The 19,157-nt window shown below is 64.3% G+C and carries 21 protein-coding genes and 1 other RNA gene; 17 read left to right on the top strand and 5 right to left on the bottom strand.

Annotated elements, in window-relative coordinates:
- Positions 1–142 precede the first annotated feature (142 nt).
- Complete coding sequence (locus NFV80_RS09930; protein WP_296758538.1) at positions 143–373, top strand: zinc ribbon domain-containing protein; 231 nt, start codon at positions 143–145, stop codon at positions 371–373.
- Between the two features lie 64 nt (positions 374–437).
- Here NFV80_RS09930 and NFV80_RS09925 read toward each other — a convergent pair whose 3' ends face one another.
- The 5 genes from NFV80_RS09925 to NFV80_RS09905 form a co-directional block, all read right to left on the bottom strand.
- Complete coding sequence (locus NFV80_RS09925; protein WP_295326266.1) at positions 438–683, bottom strand: hypothetical protein; 246 nt, start codon at positions 681–683, stop codon at positions 438–440.
- 131 nt (positions 684–814) lie between these two features.
- Positions 815–1,465 carry a BON domain-containing protein gene (locus NFV80_RS09920; protein ID WP_295326264.1) on the bottom strand — a complete coding sequence of 217 codons (651 nt, stop codon included), beginning with the start codon at positions 1,463–1,465 and terminating at the stop codon, positions 815–817.
- On the bottom strand, positions 1,462–2,055 hold the full coding sequence (locus NFV80_RS09915; RefSeq protein ID WP_295326262.1) for a phosphoheptose isomerase: 594 nt from the start codon (positions 2,053–2,055) through the stop codon (positions 1,462–1,464). The genes NFV80_RS09920 and NFV80_RS09915 overlap by 4 nt, the downstream gene beginning before the upstream one ends.
- A 45-nt stretch (positions 2,056–2,100) precedes the next feature.
- The gene (locus NFV80_RS09910) at positions 2,101–2,475 is read right to left on the bottom strand and encodes an HIRAN domain-containing protein (RefSeq protein WP_295326260.1); all 375 of its coding nucleotides are present in this window, start codon (positions 2,473–2,475) and stop codon (positions 2,101–2,103) included.
- A complete protein-coding gene (locus NFV80_RS09905; RefSeq protein WP_295326258.1) occupies positions 2,456–2,845 on the bottom strand; it encodes a YraN family protein in 390 nt (129 codons plus the stop codon). Before NFV80_RS09905 ends, NFV80_RS09910 begins: the two co-directional genes overlap by 20 nt.
- Positions 2,846–2,861: 16 nt before the next feature.
- Between NFV80_RS09905 and rsmI the strand changes: the two genes are divergently transcribed.
- The 16 genes from rsmI to murC all read left to right on the top strand — a co-directional run bounded on the left by rsmI (position 2,862) and on the right by murC (position 19,153).
- Complete coding sequence (gene rsmI / locus NFV80_RS09900; protein ID WP_295326256.1) at positions 2,862–3,701, top strand: 16S rRNA (cytidine(1402)-2'-O)-methyltransferase; 840 nt, start codon at positions 2,862–2,864, stop codon at positions 3,699–3,701.
- A gap of 63 nt (positions 3,702–3,764) precedes the next feature.
- Entirely contained in the window at positions 3,765–4,799 is a 1,035-nt protein-coding gene (pyrC, locus tag NFV80_RS09895; RefSeq protein WP_295326255.1) for a dihydroorotase, read from the top strand.
- Between the two features lie 38 nt (positions 4,800–4,837).
- Complete coding sequence (locus NFV80_RS09890; RefSeq protein WP_295326253.1) at positions 4,838–5,281, top strand: hypothetical protein; 444 nt, start codon at positions 4,838–4,840, stop codon at positions 5,279–5,281.
- The gene (locus NFV80_RS09885; RefSeq protein WP_295326251.1) at positions 5,262–6,059 is read left to right on the top strand and encodes a DUF3025 domain-containing protein; all 798 of its coding nucleotides are present in this window, start codon (positions 5,262–5,264) and stop codon (positions 6,057–6,059) included. Before NFV80_RS09890 ends, NFV80_RS09885 begins: the two co-directional genes overlap by 20 nt.
- 9 nt (positions 6,060–6,068) lie before the next feature.
- Positions 6,069–6,434, top strand: an RNA gene (rnpB, locus tag NFV80_RS09880) — RNase P RNA component class A.
- A gap of 344 nt (positions 6,435–6,778) precedes the next feature.
- Complete coding sequence (gene mraZ, locus NFV80_RS09875) at positions 6,779–7,225, top strand: division/cell wall cluster transcriptional repressor MraZ (RefSeq protein ID WP_296758533.1); 447 nt, start codon at positions 6,779–6,781, stop codon at positions 7,223–7,225.
- Complete coding sequence (gene rsmH / locus NFV80_RS09870; RefSeq protein WP_296758531.1) at positions 7,222–8,172, top strand: 16S rRNA (cytosine(1402)-N(4))-methyltransferase RsmH; 951 nt, start codon at positions 7,222–7,224, stop codon at positions 8,170–8,172. Before mraZ ends, rsmH begins: the two co-directional genes overlap by 4 nt.
- Before the next feature lies 1 nt (position 8,173).
- The gene (gene ftsL / locus NFV80_RS09865) at positions 8,174–8,452 is read left to right on the top strand and encodes a cell division protein FtsL (protein ID WP_295329948.1); all 279 of its coding nucleotides are present in this window, start codon (positions 8,174–8,176) and stop codon (positions 8,450–8,452) included.
- A complete protein-coding gene (locus tag NFV80_RS09860; RefSeq protein WP_295329946.1) occupies positions 8,449–10,200 on the top strand; it encodes a penicillin-binding protein 2 in 1,752 nt (583 codons plus the stop codon). The genes ftsL and NFV80_RS09860 overlap by 4 nt, the downstream gene beginning before the upstream one ends.
- Positions 10,197–11,705, top strand: coding sequence for a UDP-N-acetylmuramoyl-L-alanyl-D-glutamate--2,6-diaminopimelate ligase (locus NFV80_RS09855; protein ID WP_295329944.1), 1,509 nt, complete (start codon positions 10,197–10,199; stop codon positions 11,703–11,705). The genes NFV80_RS09860 and NFV80_RS09855 overlap by 4 nt, the downstream gene beginning before the upstream one ends.
- Complete coding sequence (murF, locus tag NFV80_RS09850; RefSeq protein ID WP_295329942.1) at positions 11,702–13,084, top strand: UDP-N-acetylmuramoyl-tripeptide--D-alanyl-D-alanine ligase; 1,383 nt, start codon at positions 11,702–11,704, stop codon at positions 13,082–13,084. Before NFV80_RS09855 ends, murF begins: the two co-directional genes overlap by 4 nt.
- A complete protein-coding gene (mraY, locus tag NFV80_RS09845; protein WP_295329940.1) occupies positions 13,084–14,172 on the top strand; it encodes a phospho-N-acetylmuramoyl-pentapeptide-transferase in 1,089 nt (362 codons plus the stop codon). Before murF ends, mraY begins: the two co-directional genes overlap by 1 nt.
- 1 nt (position 14,173) lies before the next feature.
- Complete coding sequence (murD, locus tag NFV80_RS09840) at positions 14,174–15,541, top strand: UDP-N-acetylmuramoyl-L-alanine--D-glutamate ligase (RefSeq protein ID WP_295329938.1); 1,368 nt, start codon at positions 14,174–14,176, stop codon at positions 15,539–15,541.
- On the top strand, positions 15,541–16,701 hold the full coding sequence (ftsW, locus tag NFV80_RS09835; protein WP_295329936.1) for a putative lipid II flippase FtsW: 1,161 nt from the start codon (positions 15,541–15,543) through the stop codon (positions 16,699–16,701). Before murD ends, ftsW begins: the two co-directional genes overlap by 1 nt.
- Positions 16,698–17,753 carry an undecaprenyldiphospho-muramoylpentapeptide beta-N-acetylglucosaminyltransferase gene (murG, locus tag NFV80_RS09830; protein WP_295329935.1) on the top strand — a complete coding sequence of 352 codons (1,056 nt, stop codon included), beginning with the start codon at positions 16,698–16,700 and terminating at the stop codon, positions 17,751–17,753. The genes ftsW and murG overlap by 4 nt, the downstream gene beginning before the upstream one ends.
- Positions 17,750–19,153 (top strand): UDP-N-acetylmuramate--L-alanine ligase, encoded by a 1,404-nt coding sequence (murC, locus tag NFV80_RS09825; RefSeq protein ID WP_295329933.1) that lies wholly within the window; start codon positions 17,750–17,752, stop codon positions 19,151–19,153. The genes murG and murC overlap by 4 nt, the downstream gene beginning before the upstream one ends.
- The last annotated feature ends 4 nt before the right edge of the window (positions 19,154–19,157 follow it).

The following is a 19,157-nucleotide window of genomic DNA, read 5'->3' as shown; positions in this document are numbered from 1 at the left end:
GGATACTGGCAACATGCCGGTGCGACGTGGGAAAATGACGCGATCGGCCGATTCGTCACGGCTGCACCGGAAGCAGGGGGCAACGGTGGCGAACGACAGGCTTTGCGATAGTCACTACTAGATCATCGGGAGTATCGACGTCATGCCCATCTACGAGTACACCTGCGCGAGCTGCGGCAGGGAGTTCGAAAAACTGGTACGCCAGTCCTCGCCCGCACCAGAGTGCCCGGATTGCCACAGCGCCGAAGTGGTGAAGAAGCTGTCGGCTTTTGCCACCTTTTCCACGATGAGTGGCGCCGGCAACAGCGACCTGCCCGCTCCTTGCGGAAGCTGCGGCCATCCGGACGGCCCTGGCGCCTGTCGTTTCAATTGACGACTGGGCGAAAGATCGTCGCGCAAAGGCCGAAAGGGCGGGCCGACCGCTCGCAGTGACCTTCTCAACTGCCCGCCGACAGCACACGCCGGATACGCTGCATGCCGATCACGACGGTTTCCGCCAATTTGACGGCTGCCGGATCCTGTGGGGAACTGCGGATCGTCCATTCGCAGAACGAGGCCATGCCAGCCGCCCTTTCGACCGAGAGCTTCGCCTGTGTCAGGCCGTTCTCGATGATCGGTATCAACGCGGCGGCGGCGCGCAAGCGGTTGATCTCCGGAGTTGCAGGTGGAATCTGTCGCGACATGTCGTGATTCTAACGAGCAGCCAATCGGCTTCGGGAGGACTTTCGTCACAATGCCTTGGCTGCCAGCGCGCAATTCGCCTGCGGCCATTCCAGCTCGCACAATTTGCCTCAGCGATTCGGCCGATTCCCTGTCAACCGCCCGCAGCAGGCGGATTCGCCTGCTCGGCTGCTTCGTTGGCGTGCGCGTCCAGTTCGCGGACCTTGGCAGGAGGAAGGATCTCCATCAGCGTCACCACCTTCTTGACGCCGCTGGTGGTTCGCGCCACCTGAATTGCCGCGTCCGCCTCGCGCTGACTGACCAGACCGAGCAGGTAAACGACACCGGCCTCGGTCACCACCTTGACATGCACCGGGTTGAACTTGCCGGCATCGACAAAACCGCCCTTGACTCTCGTCGTGATGTACGAGTCGTTGCTGCGCGTGGAGAACGAGCTGACCGGTGCGACGGCGAGTTCATTGTAGACCCCTTGCACCTGCGGCACTTCAGCGACGATGCGCTCGACCTGAACCCTGATCTCTTCCGAGGAAACCTCGCCGGAAATGAGCACCTTGCGGTTGTAGCTCGTGAAGTTGATGTGCGAGTTTTCGCCGTACTTCTCGCTGACGCGCGCGCTGGCCTTCCACTCGATGGTTTCATCGTCGGCCTGGGTGCCCAGAGATCGGCGATCGACCGCGGCCAACGCGCCGCCGCTGGCGCCGGCGGCGAGCAGCGGCAGACAGCCCTGCAGCATCGGCAGCAGGAGGACGGCGAAAAGCAGGCTGGTGGCGAGAGACTTCTTCATTCTTCGACTCCCATCAGCAGACAGTCAATGCCGTCACACAGGCAGTGCACGATCAGCAGATGCGTTTCCTGGATGCGCGCGGTACGCTGCGCCGGAACACAGATATGCACGTCGGTGTCGGCAAGCATCTCGGCGATCGCACCGCCACCGCGACCGGTCAATGCGACTACGCGAAGTCCGTTCTCGTGCGCTGCATTGATCGCCTCGATGACGTTGGCCGAGTTACCGGAAGTGGAAATGGCCACCAGAATGTCGCCGGGCTGACCGAGGGCTCGCACCTGCTTGGCGAAAACGAGCTTGTAACCATAGTCGTTGGCGACCGCCGAGAGAACCGAGCTGTCCGTCGTCAGGGCGATCGCGGCGAGCTCGTGACGTTCGAGTTCGAAGCGGCCAACCAGTTCGGCCGCCAAGTGCTGCGCATCGGCCGCCGAACCGCCGTTGCCGCAGGCAAGGATCTTGCCGTTGTTCACCAGGCTGCCGACCATCGCCTCGATCGCCTCGGCAATCGGCGCGGCCAGCAGCTCGCTGGCGGCCAGCTTGGTTTGCGCGCTGTCCGTGAAATGCTGACCGATACGGCTGAGCAGGTCCATTGACGATGGCCCGGATGCAGGGATGAGGTGGTGCCGATTCTAACATCAGAGAACCAGGAACACCTCGACCTCGACGCGCCGCCAGGGATTCGGGTCTTCACGCAGGCGGGATACTCTCGCCTCGAGCCTTTCGCCCTCGTCGAGGGCCTTGGCCACCGCCCGATTCTCGGCTCGTGGCAGGTAGCCAAGTGGGCGACCATTCCATTCGACGCGAATCGCCCGCTGATCGTGCCGGTTCTCGGGTTCGCGCACCAGCGTCAATCGGTCACCGCGCCTGATCTGCGGCGAGACTTCGGACAGCGCGTAATACTGGCTGCCAGCGAGCGGCGAGCTTTGCACGAGCACCTTCACCGTCTCGCCAGCGCCGACCGACGCCGACAGGGTGAGCCAAACGAGCGTACTAAGTCGCGGAAAATGCATCGCGAATCCATTCGATCGCGGTATCAGACAGCCCGTCGAGCAGGATGCAGTCGAAGCGGCAATCGGCTTCCCGCCCACCATGGGTACTCAGATAATGCTCTGCGGCGAGCGCGACGCGGCCTTGCTTGGACCTGGTGATGCTGGCAGCGGCGCCGCCGTAGTCGGCATTGCGACGCAAGCGCACTTCGACGAAAACGATTGCGTCCCGCTCCCGGCAGACGAGATCCACTTCGCCACCGGCACAGCGATGATTCCGCGCCAGGATGCGCAGGCCCTGCCTTTCGAGAAAGCGCGCTGCCAGCCCCTCGGCAATCGTGCCCGGGGCAAGCGAGCGTCCGCCTGTCCTGCTCGTGGTATCTTTGCCCCTCACCTGCCAGCCAATCCCCATGACGCAAGAATTCGCCGCATTATATGTAGTTCCGACCCCGCTCGGCCATCGGGGTGACATGAGTCAGCGGGCGATCGAAGTCCTGCGGCGAGTCTCGTGGGTAGCCGCCGAAGATACGCGCCACAGCGCGCCGCTGCTGCGTCAGTATGGCTGCGATGCGCGGCTGTTGCCGGCGCACCAGCACAACGAGGAAGACGCTGCGCAGCGGGTGATTGCGCGTCTCGCGGTTGGCGAGTCCGTGGCACTGGTGGTCGACGCCGGCACGCCCGGCGTTTCCGATCCGGGTGCACGGCTGGTGGCACGCGTGCGCGCTGCCGGGCATCGCGTCGTACCTTTGCCCGGCCCTTGTGCGGCAATCGTCGCCCTGTCGGCTGCCGGCCTCGGCGAGGCACACTTCCTGTTCTATGGCTTCCTGCCAACGAAAGCCGGGCAGCGCGCGGAGGCCTTGCGCCAGCTCGCACACCTCCCCTACGCACTCATTTTTTACGAGGCGCCGCACCGGATTGTCGAGAGCATCGCTGCGCTGGCGACCGTCTTTGAGCCAGACCGGACGGTGGTGCTCGCGCGCGAGCTGACGAAACTGTTCGAAAGCATTCACAGTTGCCGACTCGGCGACGCCGAGGCCTGGCTGCTCGCCGATGCCGACCGTCAGCGAGGAGAGTTCGTGCTGCTCGTCTCGGGAGCGCCGCCTGTTGCGGAATCCGGAGAAGCAGAACGCGTACTGCGGTTGCTGCTCGACGAAGGGTTGCCGCTCAGCCAGGCCACCAGGCTGGCGCATGCAATCAGTGGAGTCAGCCGGAAGGCTCTGTATCAGCTGGCGCTCGCCTGGCACCGCTAGAGCGCTCGTCGGGAAGCATGTAAATCATCTAGAATTCTGCTACTGCTCTTACTTGATCAAGGCATGCGGATCAACATCACGCGCCCCGACGACTGGCACCTGCATCTGCGTGACGACGCAGCGCTCGCCGCCGTCCTGCAACACAGCGCACGCCAGTTCGCCCGCGCGATCGTGATGCCCAATCTGCGTCCGCCGGTGACCACGGTCGTCGCTGCCGAGCAGTATCGGGCGCGCATCCTGGCCGCACTGCCATCAGGGATGTCGTTCGAGCCGCTGATGACGCTCTACCTGACCGACAACACCCCGCCCGACGAAATTCGGCGCGCGGCGCAGACCGATTGCGTACATGCGATCAAGCTTTATCCGGCGGGAGCGACGACCAATTCCGACGCGGGCGTGAGCGATCTCCACCGCTGCGATGCAGCGCTGGCAACGATGGCCGAGCTGGGCGTGCCGCTGCTGGTGCATGGCGAGGTGACCGATCCGGCAATCGACGTATTCGACCGCGAGAAGGCATTCATCGATCGCGTGCTGCATCCCTTGCTGCTACGCCACACACACCTCAAGGTGGTCTTCGAACACATCACGACTGCCGACGCTGTGGAGTTCGTCGTCAGTTGCGGCCCACGCGTGGCGGCAACGATTACCGCCCACCACCTGCTCTACGACCGCAATGCAATTTTTTCGGGAGGCATCCGCCCGCATTACTACTGTCTGCCGGTCCTCAAACGCGAAATCCATCGCCGGGCCCTTTTGCGTGCGGCGACTTCGGGAAGCCGCCAGTTCTTCCTCGGTACCGATTCGGCACCGCACGCGCGCAGCGCCAAGGAAGCAGCCTGTGGCTGCGCTGGCTGCTACACGGCACACGCCGCGCTCGAACTTTACGCGGAAGCCTTCGCGTCGGTGGGAGTGATCGACCGCCTGGAAGCTTTTGCCAGCTTCAATGGACCCGATTTTTATGGCCTGCCGCGCAATGGCGGACAGGTCACCCTGGAAAGGCAGGATTGGCGGGTGCCCGACGCCTACCCCTTTGCCGACGGCGAAGAGCTCATCCCGCTGCGGGCCGGTGAGCTGCTGCGATGGCGGATGCTCACCTGATGCAGCCCCGCTTCCGACTGCACATGAGGAGACTGTCCGTGTCACGCAAGCAACTGCTGGTGCTGCTGTTGCCACTACTGGTCGCCTGTTCGGACCAGCGAGCGGCATTCGAAATCGATTCGAGCCAGCACTCGCTGACGCTGATTCGCGTCCAGAACTTCTTCTGGGAAAAGTCCGCCCGCTATTCGGTGGTCGTTGCGCGGCTGCCCGATTGCCAGCGACGGCACGAGATCGGAGCGGGTGGTGCCGACAGCAAGGTCGAGGTTTTCGGACCGGGCAACGACGCGTGGATTCTCAGGCAGGGAAAGCGCATGTACGTCGTGGAGACACGGACCTGTGAGGGATTTGCGAGGCTGGAAGCTGAACCGGAGACCGGGATGGGGCCTCTGCAAGGGACATTTCAGACGCGTGGCGGGACCCTCGTCTTTGTCGCAGCAAGGGACGGGCAGTCCACGAGCAACGGTGCCGCCGCCGCCCAGTGACCAGGCTGGCTTCCCCTCACCGGGAGGGCTGTTTGCGCCGCTCGCACCGCTACTCGCGAGAATTCCCTTTTCCCCGGATCTCGCTGCGCTCAATCACCTGGCTTCCACGATCGACCTGCGCACCCACCGCGGCCTGCCGATTGCGTTCGTCAGGACGCCAGACGACGGTCTCGAGTACGAGGCGCGGATCTGGACGAATGGTCAGGTGGCGACACGCCCCGGTAACTGGCACGACTTCTTCAATGCGCTGGTCTGGTGCACTTATCCGCGAACCAAGGCGATGCTCAATCAGCGCCATGCCGACGAGCGTTCCACCCCAGCGGCCGGCCGGGGGCGCGCTCGCGACGCGCTGACCCATTTTGATGAATGCGGCGCCGTAGTGGCGGTCAGCGATCCGTCGCTGGTGCAGTTGCTGCGCGGCTTTCGCTGGCGAGAACTGTTCTGGGAACGTCGTGCCGATCTCGGGCGAGCGCTGCGCTGCTTCGTTTTTGGACACGCCACCTACGAGCAGCTGTTACGACCGTTTCGCGGCCTGACCGCCAAGGCCATCCTCTACGAAGTGACTGCCGACTGGCTCCGCCAACCCCTGTCGGCACAACTCGCCGATATCGACCGGCGCCTGAGCGGCGAACTCGCTGTCGGTCGGCATTGCGACGCACGCGCCTTGCAGCCGCTACCGTTGCTGGGCCTGCCGGGCGTCACTGCAGACAGCGAAGACCCCGCCTACTACGATGACCAATGGCAATTTCGCCCGGGCCGTGGCAGCCGACGGGTATAATCCAGACGGGAAGTCGGTCAGGCAGCCGCCGGGCATCGGGTGCAAACCCGATGCCGGGAGGAAAGTCCGGGCTCCACAGAGCAGGATGCCGGTTAACGACCGGGCGCCGCGAGGCGACGGAAAGTGCCACAGAAATCAAACCGCCGACGTGGCCGCTTCGGCGGCGGCAGGCAAGGGTGAAACGGCGAGGTAAGAGCTCACCGCGGGCGTGGCAACACGGCCGGCACGGCAAACCCCATCCGGAGCAAGGCCAAATAGGGAAGCATGGGCGTGGCTCGCGCTGCTTCCGGGTAGGCTGCTTGAGCGTGCTGGTAACAGCACGCCTAGAGGAATGGCTGCCCACGACAGAACCCGGCTTATCGATCGACTTCCCCCTGCCAAGTCTCGCCCGCCGTGGGTTCCGCCCACATTGCCGCAGTGGCGGCGCCTCCCTTTCGCTCCTACGACTGCCACCGCACCGGAACTGTGTCCACCCATTGCACGCAGATACTTGGCGATGAATTTTGACAAATTACTTTAAATAAACTGATCTTTTCGTTGTTTTATCAAGCGGAATGGTCGCTGCAGAGACATCGGAAGTTGCTCATAAGTCATTGTCGCCATTGAGAAAAGCCGCACATCACCCCTTGCCTTAGAGAAATATTTGCCGTAAAGTGGGAACAAGTGGTGAAAAGTGGGAAGATTTGCGGTTCCGACAGGTGGGAAGCAGGTTGGGTTCGATGTTCCAGGGTGCGGCTGCGTTGAGTCTCGATGCCAAAGGCAGGTTCGCCATTCCGGCGCGCCATCGGGACGCGCTCGCCTCGGCGGCAGAGGGCAGGCTGGTGCTCACTGCGCATCCGCATCGCTGTCTGCTGCTTTATCCCGAACCGGCCTGGGAACCGATCCGTGACAAGGTTCTGGCAGCTTCCAGCCTCAATCCGCAGGCGGCGGCAATCAAGCGGCTGCTGGTCGGTAACGCCCGAGAAGAGGAGATGGATGCTGCCGGCCGCCTGCTGATAGCACCCGAACTGCGCCAGTTTGCCCAGCTCGAAAAGCAGGTATGGCTGGTTGGTCAGGGAAGTCATTTCGAGATCTGGTCGGATGCCGGCTGGCAGAAGCAACTGGACGCGGTGTTCGCTCTCGGCGATCAGTTTCTGCCCCCCGGTCTTGAAGACCTGGCGCTGTGACGGCGGCACTGCTGCACCAGACGGTCCTTTTGCGGGAAGCGGTTGATGCACTGGCGATCAAGCCCGCGGGAACCTACGTCGACGGCACCTTCGGCCGCGGCGGACATACCCGCGCCATTCTTGAACGACTCGGTCCCGATGGACGCTTGCTGGCAATCGACCGCGACCCGCAGGCAGTCGTCCTCGGCCGCGAGATTCTTGATCGGCGCTTGCTGGTGATGCACCACCGTTTCGGTGATCTGGTCGACGCGCTGCGACGCACAGGTTGGGATACGGAAGAAGGCGTGGACGGGATCCTTCTCGATATCGGGGTTTCGTCGCCACAACTGGATGCGGGCGAGCGGGGCTTCAGCTTCCGCCACGACGCACCTCTCGACATGCGCATGGACACGACGCAGGGGGAAACAGCGGCGCAGTGGCTAATGCGGGCCAGCGTGCAGGAGATCGCGGAGGTCATTGGGAATTATGGTGAAGAACGGTTTGCTTTCCAGATTGCAAAGAAGATTGTGGCTGCTCGGGGAAACCGGCCGCTTGCAACCACGGGGGAACTTGCCGCGCTCGTACGCGCGAGCGTGTGGTCCCGCGAGCCCGGCCAGGATGCGGCGACGCGTACCTTTCAAGCTGTACGGATTCATATCAATCAAGAGCTCGAACAGCTCGCGCTAGTCTTGCCACAGGCAATGACAGTCTTGAGACAGGGAGGGCGCCTGGTCGTGATCAGTTTCCACTCGCTCGAAGACCGGATCGTCAAACACTTCCTGCGCGATCAGGCGGTTCCCGATCGCCTGCCGAAGAAACTGCCCTTGCGTGCCGCCGATCTGCCGCCGCCGACGCTCCGGCTGGTTGGCGCGGCATGCCGGGCGAGCGCCGACGAGATCGCCGCGAATCCGCGCGCGCGCAGCGCGATCATGCGCGTAGCAGAAAAGCTCGTCAGAAAGGTTGCCTGAGATGGTCCGTCTCAACGTGTTTCTCTTGCTGGCAGTGGTGCTCTGCAGTCTCGGCGTGGTGACCTCGCAACACAAGGCGCGCAAGGTCTTTCAGGCGCTTGAATCGGAGCAGGAACGGGCGCGGCAACTGGAAGTGGAGTTCGGGCAATTGCAGCTCGAGCTCTCGACCTGGGGAGCGGCACCGAGAATCGAGAAGATTGCGCGCGAGAAACTGCGCATGCGTACGCCGGAAGCCGACCGTGTGATCACCGCGACAGCAGGCGGAGGGTCTTCGCAATGATGCGTTTCAAGGCAAAAGTGGCACACAAGTTTGCGGAAAGCCCGCTGCTGCAAATGCGTCTGCCACCGTGGCGCTCGCGTCTGATGGCCTTGCTCATCCTCGGCTCGTTCGGCGTATTGATCGGCCGCGCTTTCTATCTGCAGACTCTGCACACCGACTTCCTGCAGGAAAAAGGGGAATCGCGTTACCGCAGGGACATCGAAATCTCCGCTTCGCGCGGGCGAATTGCCGATCGTCACGGTGACGTTCTCGCCATTTCAACACCGATGAAGTCGATCTGGGCAATCCCCCCGGCGGCCACGCTGACGCCGGTACAGACCCGGCAGCTTGCTGCGCTGCTGGAGACCGACGTCAAACAGTTGAACCACAAGCTCGACACCGACAAGACCTTTGTCTTTCTTCGCCGCCAGATTCCCCCGGCGGTGGCCGATCAGGTGGCAGCGCTCAAACTGCCAGGCATCGGCCAGGACAAGGAGTACCGCCGTTTTTATCCGACCGGCGAAATGACCGCCCACATGGTGGGTTTCACCGGCGTCGACGACAAGGGGCTCGAAGGCGTCGAACTTGCCTATCATTCCCAGTTGCTTGGCCAGCCGGGCAGTCGCAGCGTGATCAAGGACCGTCGTGGTCAGATCGTCGAGGATGTCGGTTCGACCAAGCCACCACAGGATGGCAAGGACATTCGTCTGGCGCTCGATTCGAAGATCCAGTACCTGGCGTACAGTCACCTGAAACAGGCGATCGCCGACAACAACGCGAAGGCGGGTGGCGTCGTCGTGCTCGACGTCAAGACCGGCGAGATCGTCGCGCTGGCCAACTGGCCGACGTACAACCCGAACAATCGCGAGGGTTTGTCCGGCAGCCAGTTGCGCAATCGCGCGGTGACCGACACCTTTGAACCGGGTTCGACGCTCAAACCATTCACGATCGGACTGGCGCTGGACAATGGCAAGGTTCGCTCGGACACGATCATCAACTGCGCGCCCGGACGCCTGACGATCGGCAGCGCGACGATTGCCGACGCTCATCCGCATGGCGCCCTCACTGTCGCCGAGGTCATTCAGAAATCGTCGAACGTCGGCGCCGCCAAGATCGCCGCCATGCTGCCGGCACAGAAGATGTGGCAGATGTTCGACGACGTCGGCTTCGGGCAGGTGCCACACCTGGGCTTCCCGGGCGAAGTGAGCGGCCGTGTGCGCCCGTGGAAGAACTGGCGGCCGATCGAGCAGGCGACGATGTCCTATGGCCACGGCATTTCCGTGTCGCTGATCCAGTTGGCGCGCGCCTATTCGGTTTTTGCGCGCGACGGCGATCTCATCCCGCTTTCGCTGACCCGGCTCGATTCGTCCGCCCCCGGCGGGGTGCCGGTGTTCAGCGCGAAAACGGCTCGGGAGGTGCGCTCGATGCTCGAAATGGCGGTCCAGCCCGGCGGAACGGCTCCCAAGGCTCAGATTCCCGGCTATCGCGTGGCCGGCAAGACGGGCACGGCGTACAAACTCGTGGGTGGCCACTACGCGAACAAGTACGTTGCGTCTTTCGTCGGCTTTGCGCCTGCCTCCGATCCCCGCCTGATCGTCGCCGTCATGATCGACGAACCCAGCGCCGGACAGCACTATGGGGGCGACGTCGCGGCCCCGGTCTTTGCCGCCGTGATGGCCAGTTCGCTGCGCACGCTCGGCATCGCGCCCGACGTTCCACTGGTCGTCGCGCAGACGCCAAAGACCCCGGTAGCCAAGGCCAAACTGTGACCGAGCAGGCAATCGTCGCCCAAAACGACGTCGCGAGCAGGACGCTGGCGCGGCTGGCATCGCTCGGCGTTGTCCCGAGCGGGGTGAGCGACGACAGTCGTCAGTTGCAGCCGGGCGATCTGTTCCTCGCTTATCCGGGCGATCTCAGCGACGGCCGTCGCCATATTCCTGAAGCGATCGCCAAAGGTGCGGTTGCCGTGGTCTGGGAGCAGAACAGCTCGCGAGAAACCGATTTCACCTGGAACCGCGACTGGCCACTGGTCAACCTCGCGCTGCCCCGCGTGCGCGAGCTCAGCGGCCCGCTGGCGCATGCCGTATACGGGCATCCCAGCGAGCGCCTGTCGCTGATTGCAGTCACCGGCACCAACGGCAAGACCAGCGTCACCCAGTGGATCGGCAGCGCCCATCCACGCCGTTGCGCGATTATCGGCACGCTCGGCGCCGGGCTGCCCGGAGAACTCGTCGAAACCGGTTTTACGACACCGGCCGCGACGACCCTGATGCGCTGCCTGGCCGGCTTTGCCGACGACCAAGTACAGGCTTGCGCGCTCGAAGCGAGTTCGATCGGTATTGCCGAAGGGCGTCTCGACGGTGCCCGCGTCGATGTCGCGATCTTCACCAATCTTAGTCGCGACCACCTCGATTACCATGGCACGATGGCGGATTACGCCCGCGCCAAGGCAAGGCTGTTCACCTGGCCGCGCCTGCGTCTCGCCGTCTGCAATCTCGACGACCCCTATGGGCGTGAGCTGGCAGCGCTGAGCACGGCCACCAAGGTGGTCGGGTATACGCAAGCGGCGCAGGCCGACGATCGGCAGGGCACGGTTCGCGCCGAGGAAGTCGAAGAAACCATCGATGGCATCCGTTTCCGGCTGTGTACTCCGAACGGCCGCTCGCTGGTCGAAACCGGCCTGTTCGGTCGTTACAACGTTTCCAATCTGCTGGCCGTGGCCGCTGTTCTGCTCGACGCCGGCCTGGGGCCGACGGCCATCGCCGAGCGGCTAGCGCTTCTGACTCCGCCGGCGGGTCGCCTGGAAAGGATTGGTGGGCACAACGAGCCGCTGGTCGTGGTCGATTACGCGCACACTCCAGATGCCCTGGCCAGCGCGCTGCACGCACTGCGTCCGATAGCCAGTGCGCGCGGTGCCGCTCTCGCCGTGGTCTTCGGTTGCGGTGGCGATCGTGATCGCGGCAAACGGCCGTTGATGGGGGAAGTCGCCACCCGTTACGCCGACCGCGTCGTGCTGACCAGCGACAATCCACGCAGCGAGGATCCGGAAGCCATTCTTGCCGACATTTGCGCCGCCGCCCCCGGCGCGGAAGTCATCACCGACCGTGCCGAGGCCATCCGTCGGACAATCGCTTCGGCGCATCCCGCCGAGGTGGTGTTGATCGCCGGCAAAGGACACGAGTCGTATCAGGAGACGGCCGGCGTGCGTCGTCCGTTTTCCGACGTCGCGCAGGCGAGCACCGCACTGGCAGCACGTCGGGAGGCGGCCCGATGAGCGTGCAAATGGATGTGCTCGCGGCCACGCGCGCCACTGCCGGCAAGCTGGTCGGCGACAATGCGATGTTTTGCGGGGTTTCGACCGACAGCCGCACGATCGCTCCTGGCGAGCTGTTCATCGCCCTGCGCGGCGAGCATTTCGACGGCCACGCCTACCTCGCGGCAGCCAAGGCACGTGGCGCGGTGGCGGCGATCGTTGCCGCAGACGCAGGCGAGTGCGTCTCCGTCGGCGATTTTCCGCTCGTCCAGGTAGCCGACACGCGCCTGTCGCTGGGAGCTCTGGCGGCCGACTGGCGCAGCCGCTTCACACTGTCGCTGATTGCCGTGACCGGCAGCAATGGCAAGACGACGACCAAGGAGATGATCGCCAGCATCCTGCGTGCAGCCTTCGGCGAAGCCGTGCTGGCCACACGAGGCAACTACAACAACGACATCGGTCTGCCGCTCACCCTGCTCCGTCTGAACGCGACGCATCGAGCAGCAATCGTCGAAATGGGGATGAATCATCCCGGGGAGATTGCGTATCTGGCGGGAATCGCCCGTCCGACGGTGGCCGTGATCACCAATGCGCAGCGCGCCCATCTGGCGGGCATGGGGTCGCTCGAAGCGATCGCCCGCGAGAAAGGTAGCATTTTCACCGGCCTCGACGAGCAGGGCATCGCAGTGATCAATGCCGACGACTCTTGGGCTGGCCTGTGGCAAACCCAGAGTCGTGGCCTCGAAGTCATGACCTTCGGCTGTGAGCAGCGGGCCGACGTAACCGGAAAGGTACACCGGCACGGCCTGGAGAGCCGTCTTGGCGTCAGCGCGCCGGGCGGTGAGTTCGAGGTCGTTCTCGCCCTGCCGGGTGAGCACAACGCGCGCAACGCCCTCGCCGCTGCCACCGCCTGCCTGGCGGCAGGCGTTCCGATCGCCGCTGTGCAGGCCGGGCTGACCCGCTTCCGCGGTCTCAAAGGACGCCTGCAGCAGCGCGCCGCGGTGCACGGCGCGGTGCTGCTCGACGACACGTACAACGCCAACCCGGACTCGGTGCGCGCCGGTATCGACGTTCTCGCGGCGACGATCGGCAAGAAGATCATCGTGCTCGGCGACATGGGTGAAATCGGCGACATGACCGCCCAGTTCCACGATGAAATCGGGGGTTACGCGAAGAGCCAGGGGATCGACCGCCTGTTCGCGCTCGGCGAAGCCAGCGCGCTGGCGGCTCGCAACTTCGGTGCCGGCGGCGAACACTATGCGCAGGTCGAGCGCTTGATCGACGCGCTCTGCGCCGAGTTGACCCCGGGAACAACCGTCCTGGTGAAGGGTTCGCGTTTCATGCGCATGGAGCGCGTGGCCGACGCCATCTGCGCTCCTGTTCCCGCGGAGGGCGACTGATGCTGCTGCTGCTCACGCAATGGCTCGCGCAGGACGTGCGCGCGTTCAACGTCTTCGGCTACATCACCCTGCGCACGGTGCTCGCAGCGATGACTGCGCTAATCATTTCGTTCCTCGCCGGACCGCATCTGATCCGCTGGCTCGCAGCGAAGAAGATCGGCCAGGCGGTGCGGCACGATGGCCCGGAATCGCACATGGTGAAGTCCGGAACACCGACCATGGGTGGCGCGCTGATCCTGATCGCCATCGTGGTCACCACGGTGCTCTGGGGCGACCTCGGCAATCGCTACGTCTGGGTCGTCCTGGTGGTCACGGTGGGCTTCGGCGGCATTGGCTGGTACGACGACTGGCAGAAGGTCGTGCATCGCAATCCGCGCGGTCTGTCCGCACGCTGGAAGTATTTCTGGCAATCGGCAATTGGTATCGCGGTGGCGCTCTACCTCGGTCTGACCGCCAGCGGTCCGGCGCAGCTGGAGTTGATCGTTCCCTTTTTCAAGACCGTTTCCTATCCCCTGGGGATTTTCGGTTTCATGGTGCTGAGCTATCTGGTCGTCGTCGGCACCAGCAACGCCGTCAACCTGACCGATGGGCTCGATGGCCTGGCAATCATGCCGACCGTAATGATCGCCAATGCGCTCGCCGTTTTCGCCTACGTCGCCGGTAATTCGGTCTATGCCAAGTATCTGTTCCTGCCGTACATTCCGGGCGCCGGCGAACTCGCGATCTTCCTCGGTGCGATGGCCGGCGCCGGGCTCGGCTTTCTCTGGTTCAACGCCTACCCCGCCGAGGTGTTCATGGGCGACGTCGGCGCCCTGGCACTGGGCGCAGCGCTCGGTACCGTGGCGATCATCGTTCGCCAGGAAATCGTACTGGCGATCATGGGCGGCATCTTCGTCGCCGAAACGCTCTCGGTCGCCGCGCAGGTCCTCTACTACAAATGGAGCGGTGGGCGCAGGATTTTCCGCATGGCACCGTTGCACCACCATTTCGAACTGGGCGGCTGGAAGGAGACGCAGGTTGTCGTCCGCTTCTGGATCATCACCATCATGCTGGTGCTGATCGGTCTCTCCACCCTCAAGTTGCGGTGACATGGATCTCCGGGGAAAGCTGACATTGGTGCTCGGGCTCGGCCAGAGTGGCCTGGCAATGGCAAGGTGGCTGGCACGGCAAGGAGCCCGCGTGCGGGTCGTCGACAGCCGCAGCGCTCCTCCGCAGGCCGCCGCGTTGCACACCGCAGTCCCCGCGGCAACGCTGTTTGCCGGACCATTTGCTGCCGAGGCCTTCGCTGAAGTGGACCTGATGGCCATCTCGCCCGGCGTGCCGCGGCAGGAAGCGTTGGTGCAGTCGACTTTGGCACGGGGCGTTCCGCTCGTCTCGGAAATCGAACTCTTCGTTTGGGCGATTCGCGAGCTGACCCCGCGGGCTCGCCTGATCGCGATAACGGGCAGCAACGGCAAGACCACCACCACCGCCCTGACGGGTGCGCTGTGTCTCGCCGCCGGCCGCAGCGCTGCCGTTGCCGGCAATATAGGCCCGGCCGCGCTCGACGCCTTGATGGATGCCCTCGCCGACGACTCGCTACCGGAGATCTGGGTGCTCGAACTGTCGAGTTTCCAGCTCGAAACGACGCACACCCTGGCCGCCGACGCCGCGGCGCTGCTCAACGTCTGCGCGGATCATCTCGACCGCTACGACAGCCTGGAGGATTACGCGGCCAGCAAGCTGCGCGTGTTCCAGGGCGACGGCGCCATGGTCGTCAATCGTGACGACGCGCGCAGCCTGGCTGCAGCGCGCGAAGATCGCCGTGTGATCACCTTTGGCTTGAATCCACCGCAGCGTGCCGACGATTACGGGATCGAGCATGGTTACCTGGTGCGTGGCCGCGACAAGCTGATCAGGCTCACCGATCTGAAGCTCGTCGGACGGCACAATGCGGCAAATGCGATGGCGGCGCTCGCCCTGTGCGAAGCGATCGGCATCACGCCGGCGTCGCTCCTGCCTGCGCTGGCGGCATTCCGCGGTCTCGCACACCGCGTCGAATGGGTCGCCGAAATCGAGGGGGTCAGTTATTTCGACGACTCGAAGGGAACCAATGTCGGCGCCACGCTGGCGGCGATCGAGGGCCTCGGACGACGCCTGGCGATCATCCTGGGCGGCGACGGCAAAGGCCAGGATTTCTCTCCCCTGCGCGCCGCCGTCGAGCGACATGCGCGCGCCGTCGCACTGATCGGGCGCGACGCGTCGGCGATCGCCGCGACACTGGAGGGTTGCTGCGTAGCGCAACGCCACTGCGCCGACATGTCGGAAGCGGTCCGCTGGTGCGCCAAGCAGACGCAAGCAGGAGATGCCGTGCTGCTCTCGCCGGCCTGCGCCAGCATGGACATGTACCGAGACTACGCGCAGCGGGCAGAAGCTTTCATCGCTGCCGTACGAACCATCGAAAGGGAAGCCGCCTGATGCTGGGAACATTGAACGCACCGCGCCGCCTGCCTTCGGAAATCGATCTGGCGCTGCTGTGGAGCACCTTGATGCTGCTGGTGATCGGCATGGTCATGGTCTATTCGGCGTCGATGGCGACCGCCGAGGCCGGACGCCTGACCGGCAATCAGCCGACCTATTTCCTGACCCGACATGCGGTTTTCCTGGCGATTGCGCTGGTCGCCAGCGGCGTCGCGTTCCAGATACCGCTGGCCACCTGGCAACGCTGGTCGCCGTGGCTTTTCGTCGCCGGCACGGTTCTGCTGGCGCTCGTCCTGATCCCCGGTATCGGGCGCGACGTCAACGGAGCGCGCCGTTGGCTTCCACTCGGCATCGCCAATCTGCAGCCCTCCGAATTGATGAAGCTGTTCGCCGTGCTCTACGCCGCCGACTACACGGCGCGCAAGATGCCCTACATGGACGACCTCAAGAAGGCCTTCCTGCCGCTGGCCAGCGCCATGGTGGCAGTGGGAATCCTGTTGCTCAAGGAGCCGGACTTTGGCGCTTTCGTGGTGATCATCTCGATCGCCATGGGAATCCTCTTTCTCGGAGGCATGCGCGCGCGCCTGTTCGTCGTCCTGATTCTTCTGCTGGCGGCGGCCTTCGCTGCCCTGATCATCTTTTCGCCATACCGACGCGATCGTATCTTTGGCTTCATGGACCCCTGGGCGGACGCCTTTGGTCGCGGCTACCAGCTTTCACACGCGCTGATCGCCTTCGGACGCGGCGAGCTGTTCGGCGTCGGCCTCGGTGCAAGTGTCGAGAAGCTGTTCTACCTGCCCGAGGCGCACACCGATTTCCTGCTCGCGGTGATCGCCGAGGAGCTCGGTTTTGTCGGCGTACTGGTAGTGATCGTCCTCTTTGCGCTGCTGATCCAACGCGCTTTTGCCATCGGCCGGCAGGCAGTGGCGCTGGAACGGCTCTACTCCGCGCTGGTCGCGCAGGGAATAGGCGTCTGGCTGGGAGTGCAGAGTTTCATCAACATGGGGGTGAACATGGGTCTGCTGCCGACCAAGGGACTGACCCTACCGTTGATGAGCTTCGGTGGCTCCGGAATTCTCGCCAACTGCGTGGCGCTCGCGGTGCTGTTGCGAATCGACTGGGAGAATCGGCAGTTGATGCGCGGGGCAAAGATATGAAAACCCTCTTGGTAATGGCCGGAGGTACCGGCGGGCACGTCTTTCCTGGTCTGGCTGTCGCCGACCTGCTCCGGGCCCGCGACTGGCGAGTCGTCTGGATGGGCGCGCCGGACAGCCTGGAAGCCAAACTGGTTCCGCCGCGGGGCTACGAAATGGCCTGGGTACGTATTGCCGCATTGCGTGGCAAGGGCCTGCTGCGCAAGCTGCTGCTGCCGTTTCATCTGCTCGCCGCCTGCTGGCAGGCGCGCCGCGAAATCCGCCGGACCAAACCCGACGTGGTTCTCGGAATGGGTGGCTACGTCAGCTTCCCCGGCGGTTTGATGGCGGTTCTGCTCGGCTGTCCGCTCATCATTCACGAGCAAAACTCGATCGCCGGCCTGACCAACCGCGTCCTTGCACGCTTCGCCGAGCGCGTCGCCTGTGGCTTCCCGGACGCGCTGCCGGCTGGCGACTGGGTCGGCAATCCGCTGCGTCCCGAGATCAGCGCGCTGCCCACACCCAATGAACGCCTCGCCGGCCACCGCTGCCCCGGGCATCTGTTGGTACTCGGTGGCAGTCAGGGTGCCGCGGCGCTCAACGACGTCGTTCCCCGGGGCCTGGCGCTGGTCGATTCCGCGGCTCGGCCGCTGGTCGTGCACCAGGCGGGCGAGAAGCATCTCGCGCAGCTCCGCCAGAACTATGAGCACGCCGGGGTACAGGCCCACTGTGTTGCCTTCATCGAAGACATGGCCGGCGCCTACGAGTGGGCCGATCTCGTCATCTGCCGCGCCGGCGCACTGACCGTGGCTGAATTGGCAGCGGCGGGGGTGGCGAGCCTGCTGGTTCCCTTTCCTCACGCCGTGGACGACCATCAGACGCGGAACGCGGGATTCCTCTCGCTGGTCGGTGCCGCGACCCTGCTTCCGCAGGAGGAGCTGACGCCAGAAGCGGTCAGCGAGTTTTGCCGAACGCCGCCGAGCGCGCTGCAGGAAATGGCCGCCAGAGCGCGCGCACTGGCGAGACCGCAAGCCACCGCGGAAGTGGCTCGGATGTGCGAGGAGTTGGCCGGGTGAAGCACAAGGTCAGGAACATTCACTTCGTCGGCATCGGCGGCTCGGGCATGAGCGGAATCGCCGAAGTCCTGGCCAACCTCGGTTTTTCGGTCAGTGGTTCGGACCTCGCCGAGAGTTCGACGACCAGACATTTGGCGGCGCTGGGCGTGCGCACCGTCGTTGGACACTCTGCCGAAAGCGTCGACTCGGCAGACGTGGTGGTGGTTTCTTCGGCGGTCCGCTCGGACAACCCGGAAATCATCGCCGCGCGCAGCCGCAAGGTGCCGGTGGTACCGCGTGCACAGATGCTGGCCGAGCTGATGCGACTGAAGCAGGGAATCGCCGTCGCCGGAACGCACGGCAAGACGACGACGACCAGCCTGGTCGCGTCGATCCTCGCCGAAGGAAGCATGGACCCGACTTTCGTCATCGGTGGCCGTCTCAACGCGGCCGGCGCCAACGCCCGACTGGGAACCGGCGACTTTCTGGTAGCCGAAGCCGACGAGTCCGATGCTTCGTTCCTGCTTCTCTCGCCGGTAATCTCGATCGTCACCAACATCGATGCCGATCACATGGAGACGTACGGCCACGATTTCAGCCGGCTCAAGCAGGCCTTCGTCGATTTCCTGCAGAGACTTCCCTTCTACGGTGTCGCCGTGCTCTGCGCCGACGACGTAAACGTGCGGGAAGTCATGCCGCTGGTAAGCAAGCAGATCGTCACCTACGGCTTCGATCCGTCGGCCAACTGCTACGCCGAGAATGTGCAGGCGGTGGCCGGCCAGATGCACTTCGACTGCGTGCGGGTCAACGGCAACGTTAGCCGGCTGGCCGTCACGCTCAATCTGCCGGGGCGGCACAACGTACTGAATGCGCTGGCTGCGATCGCCGTCGCCAGCGAGCTCGGCGTCGTCGACTCTGCAATTGTCAAGGCATTGCGTGAATTCCGCGGGGTCGGTCGCCGCTTTCAACGCTATGGCGACATCGCCTTGCCCGGCGGCGGCTCCTGCACCCTGATCGACGATTACGGCCATCACCCGGTCGAAATGCGCGCGACGCTCGCTGCTGCGCGCGGCGCCTTTCCCGGCCGCCGGCTGCTGCTGGCCTTCCAGCCGCACCGCTATACGCGCACGCGCGACTGCTTCGACGATTTCGTCAAGGTGCTCAGTGGGGTCGACGCACTGGTACTGGGCGAGGTTTACGCGGCCGGTGAACAGCCGATCGTGGCTGCCGACGGACGAGCGCTGGCGCGCGCCCTGCGGGTCGCCGGCAAGGTCGAGCCGATTTTCGTCGAGGCGGTGAACGACCTGCCGCAAGCCATCCTCGACGCCGCCCGCGATGGCGACGTGGTGATGACGATGGGCGCCGGCTCGATTGGCGCAGTTCCCGGCAGACTTGTTGCCGGCTCTTGCAGTGGAATCTGAGAAC

It is taken from the genome of Accumulibacter sp. (assembly GCF_023806565.1).
Classification (GTDB): Bacteria; Pseudomonadota; Gammaproteobacteria; order Burkholderiales; family Rhodocyclaceae; genus Accumulibacter.
The sequence above is the reverse complement of the archived record's forward strand: the minus strand, read 5'-3'. Positions and strand labels throughout refer to the sequence as shown.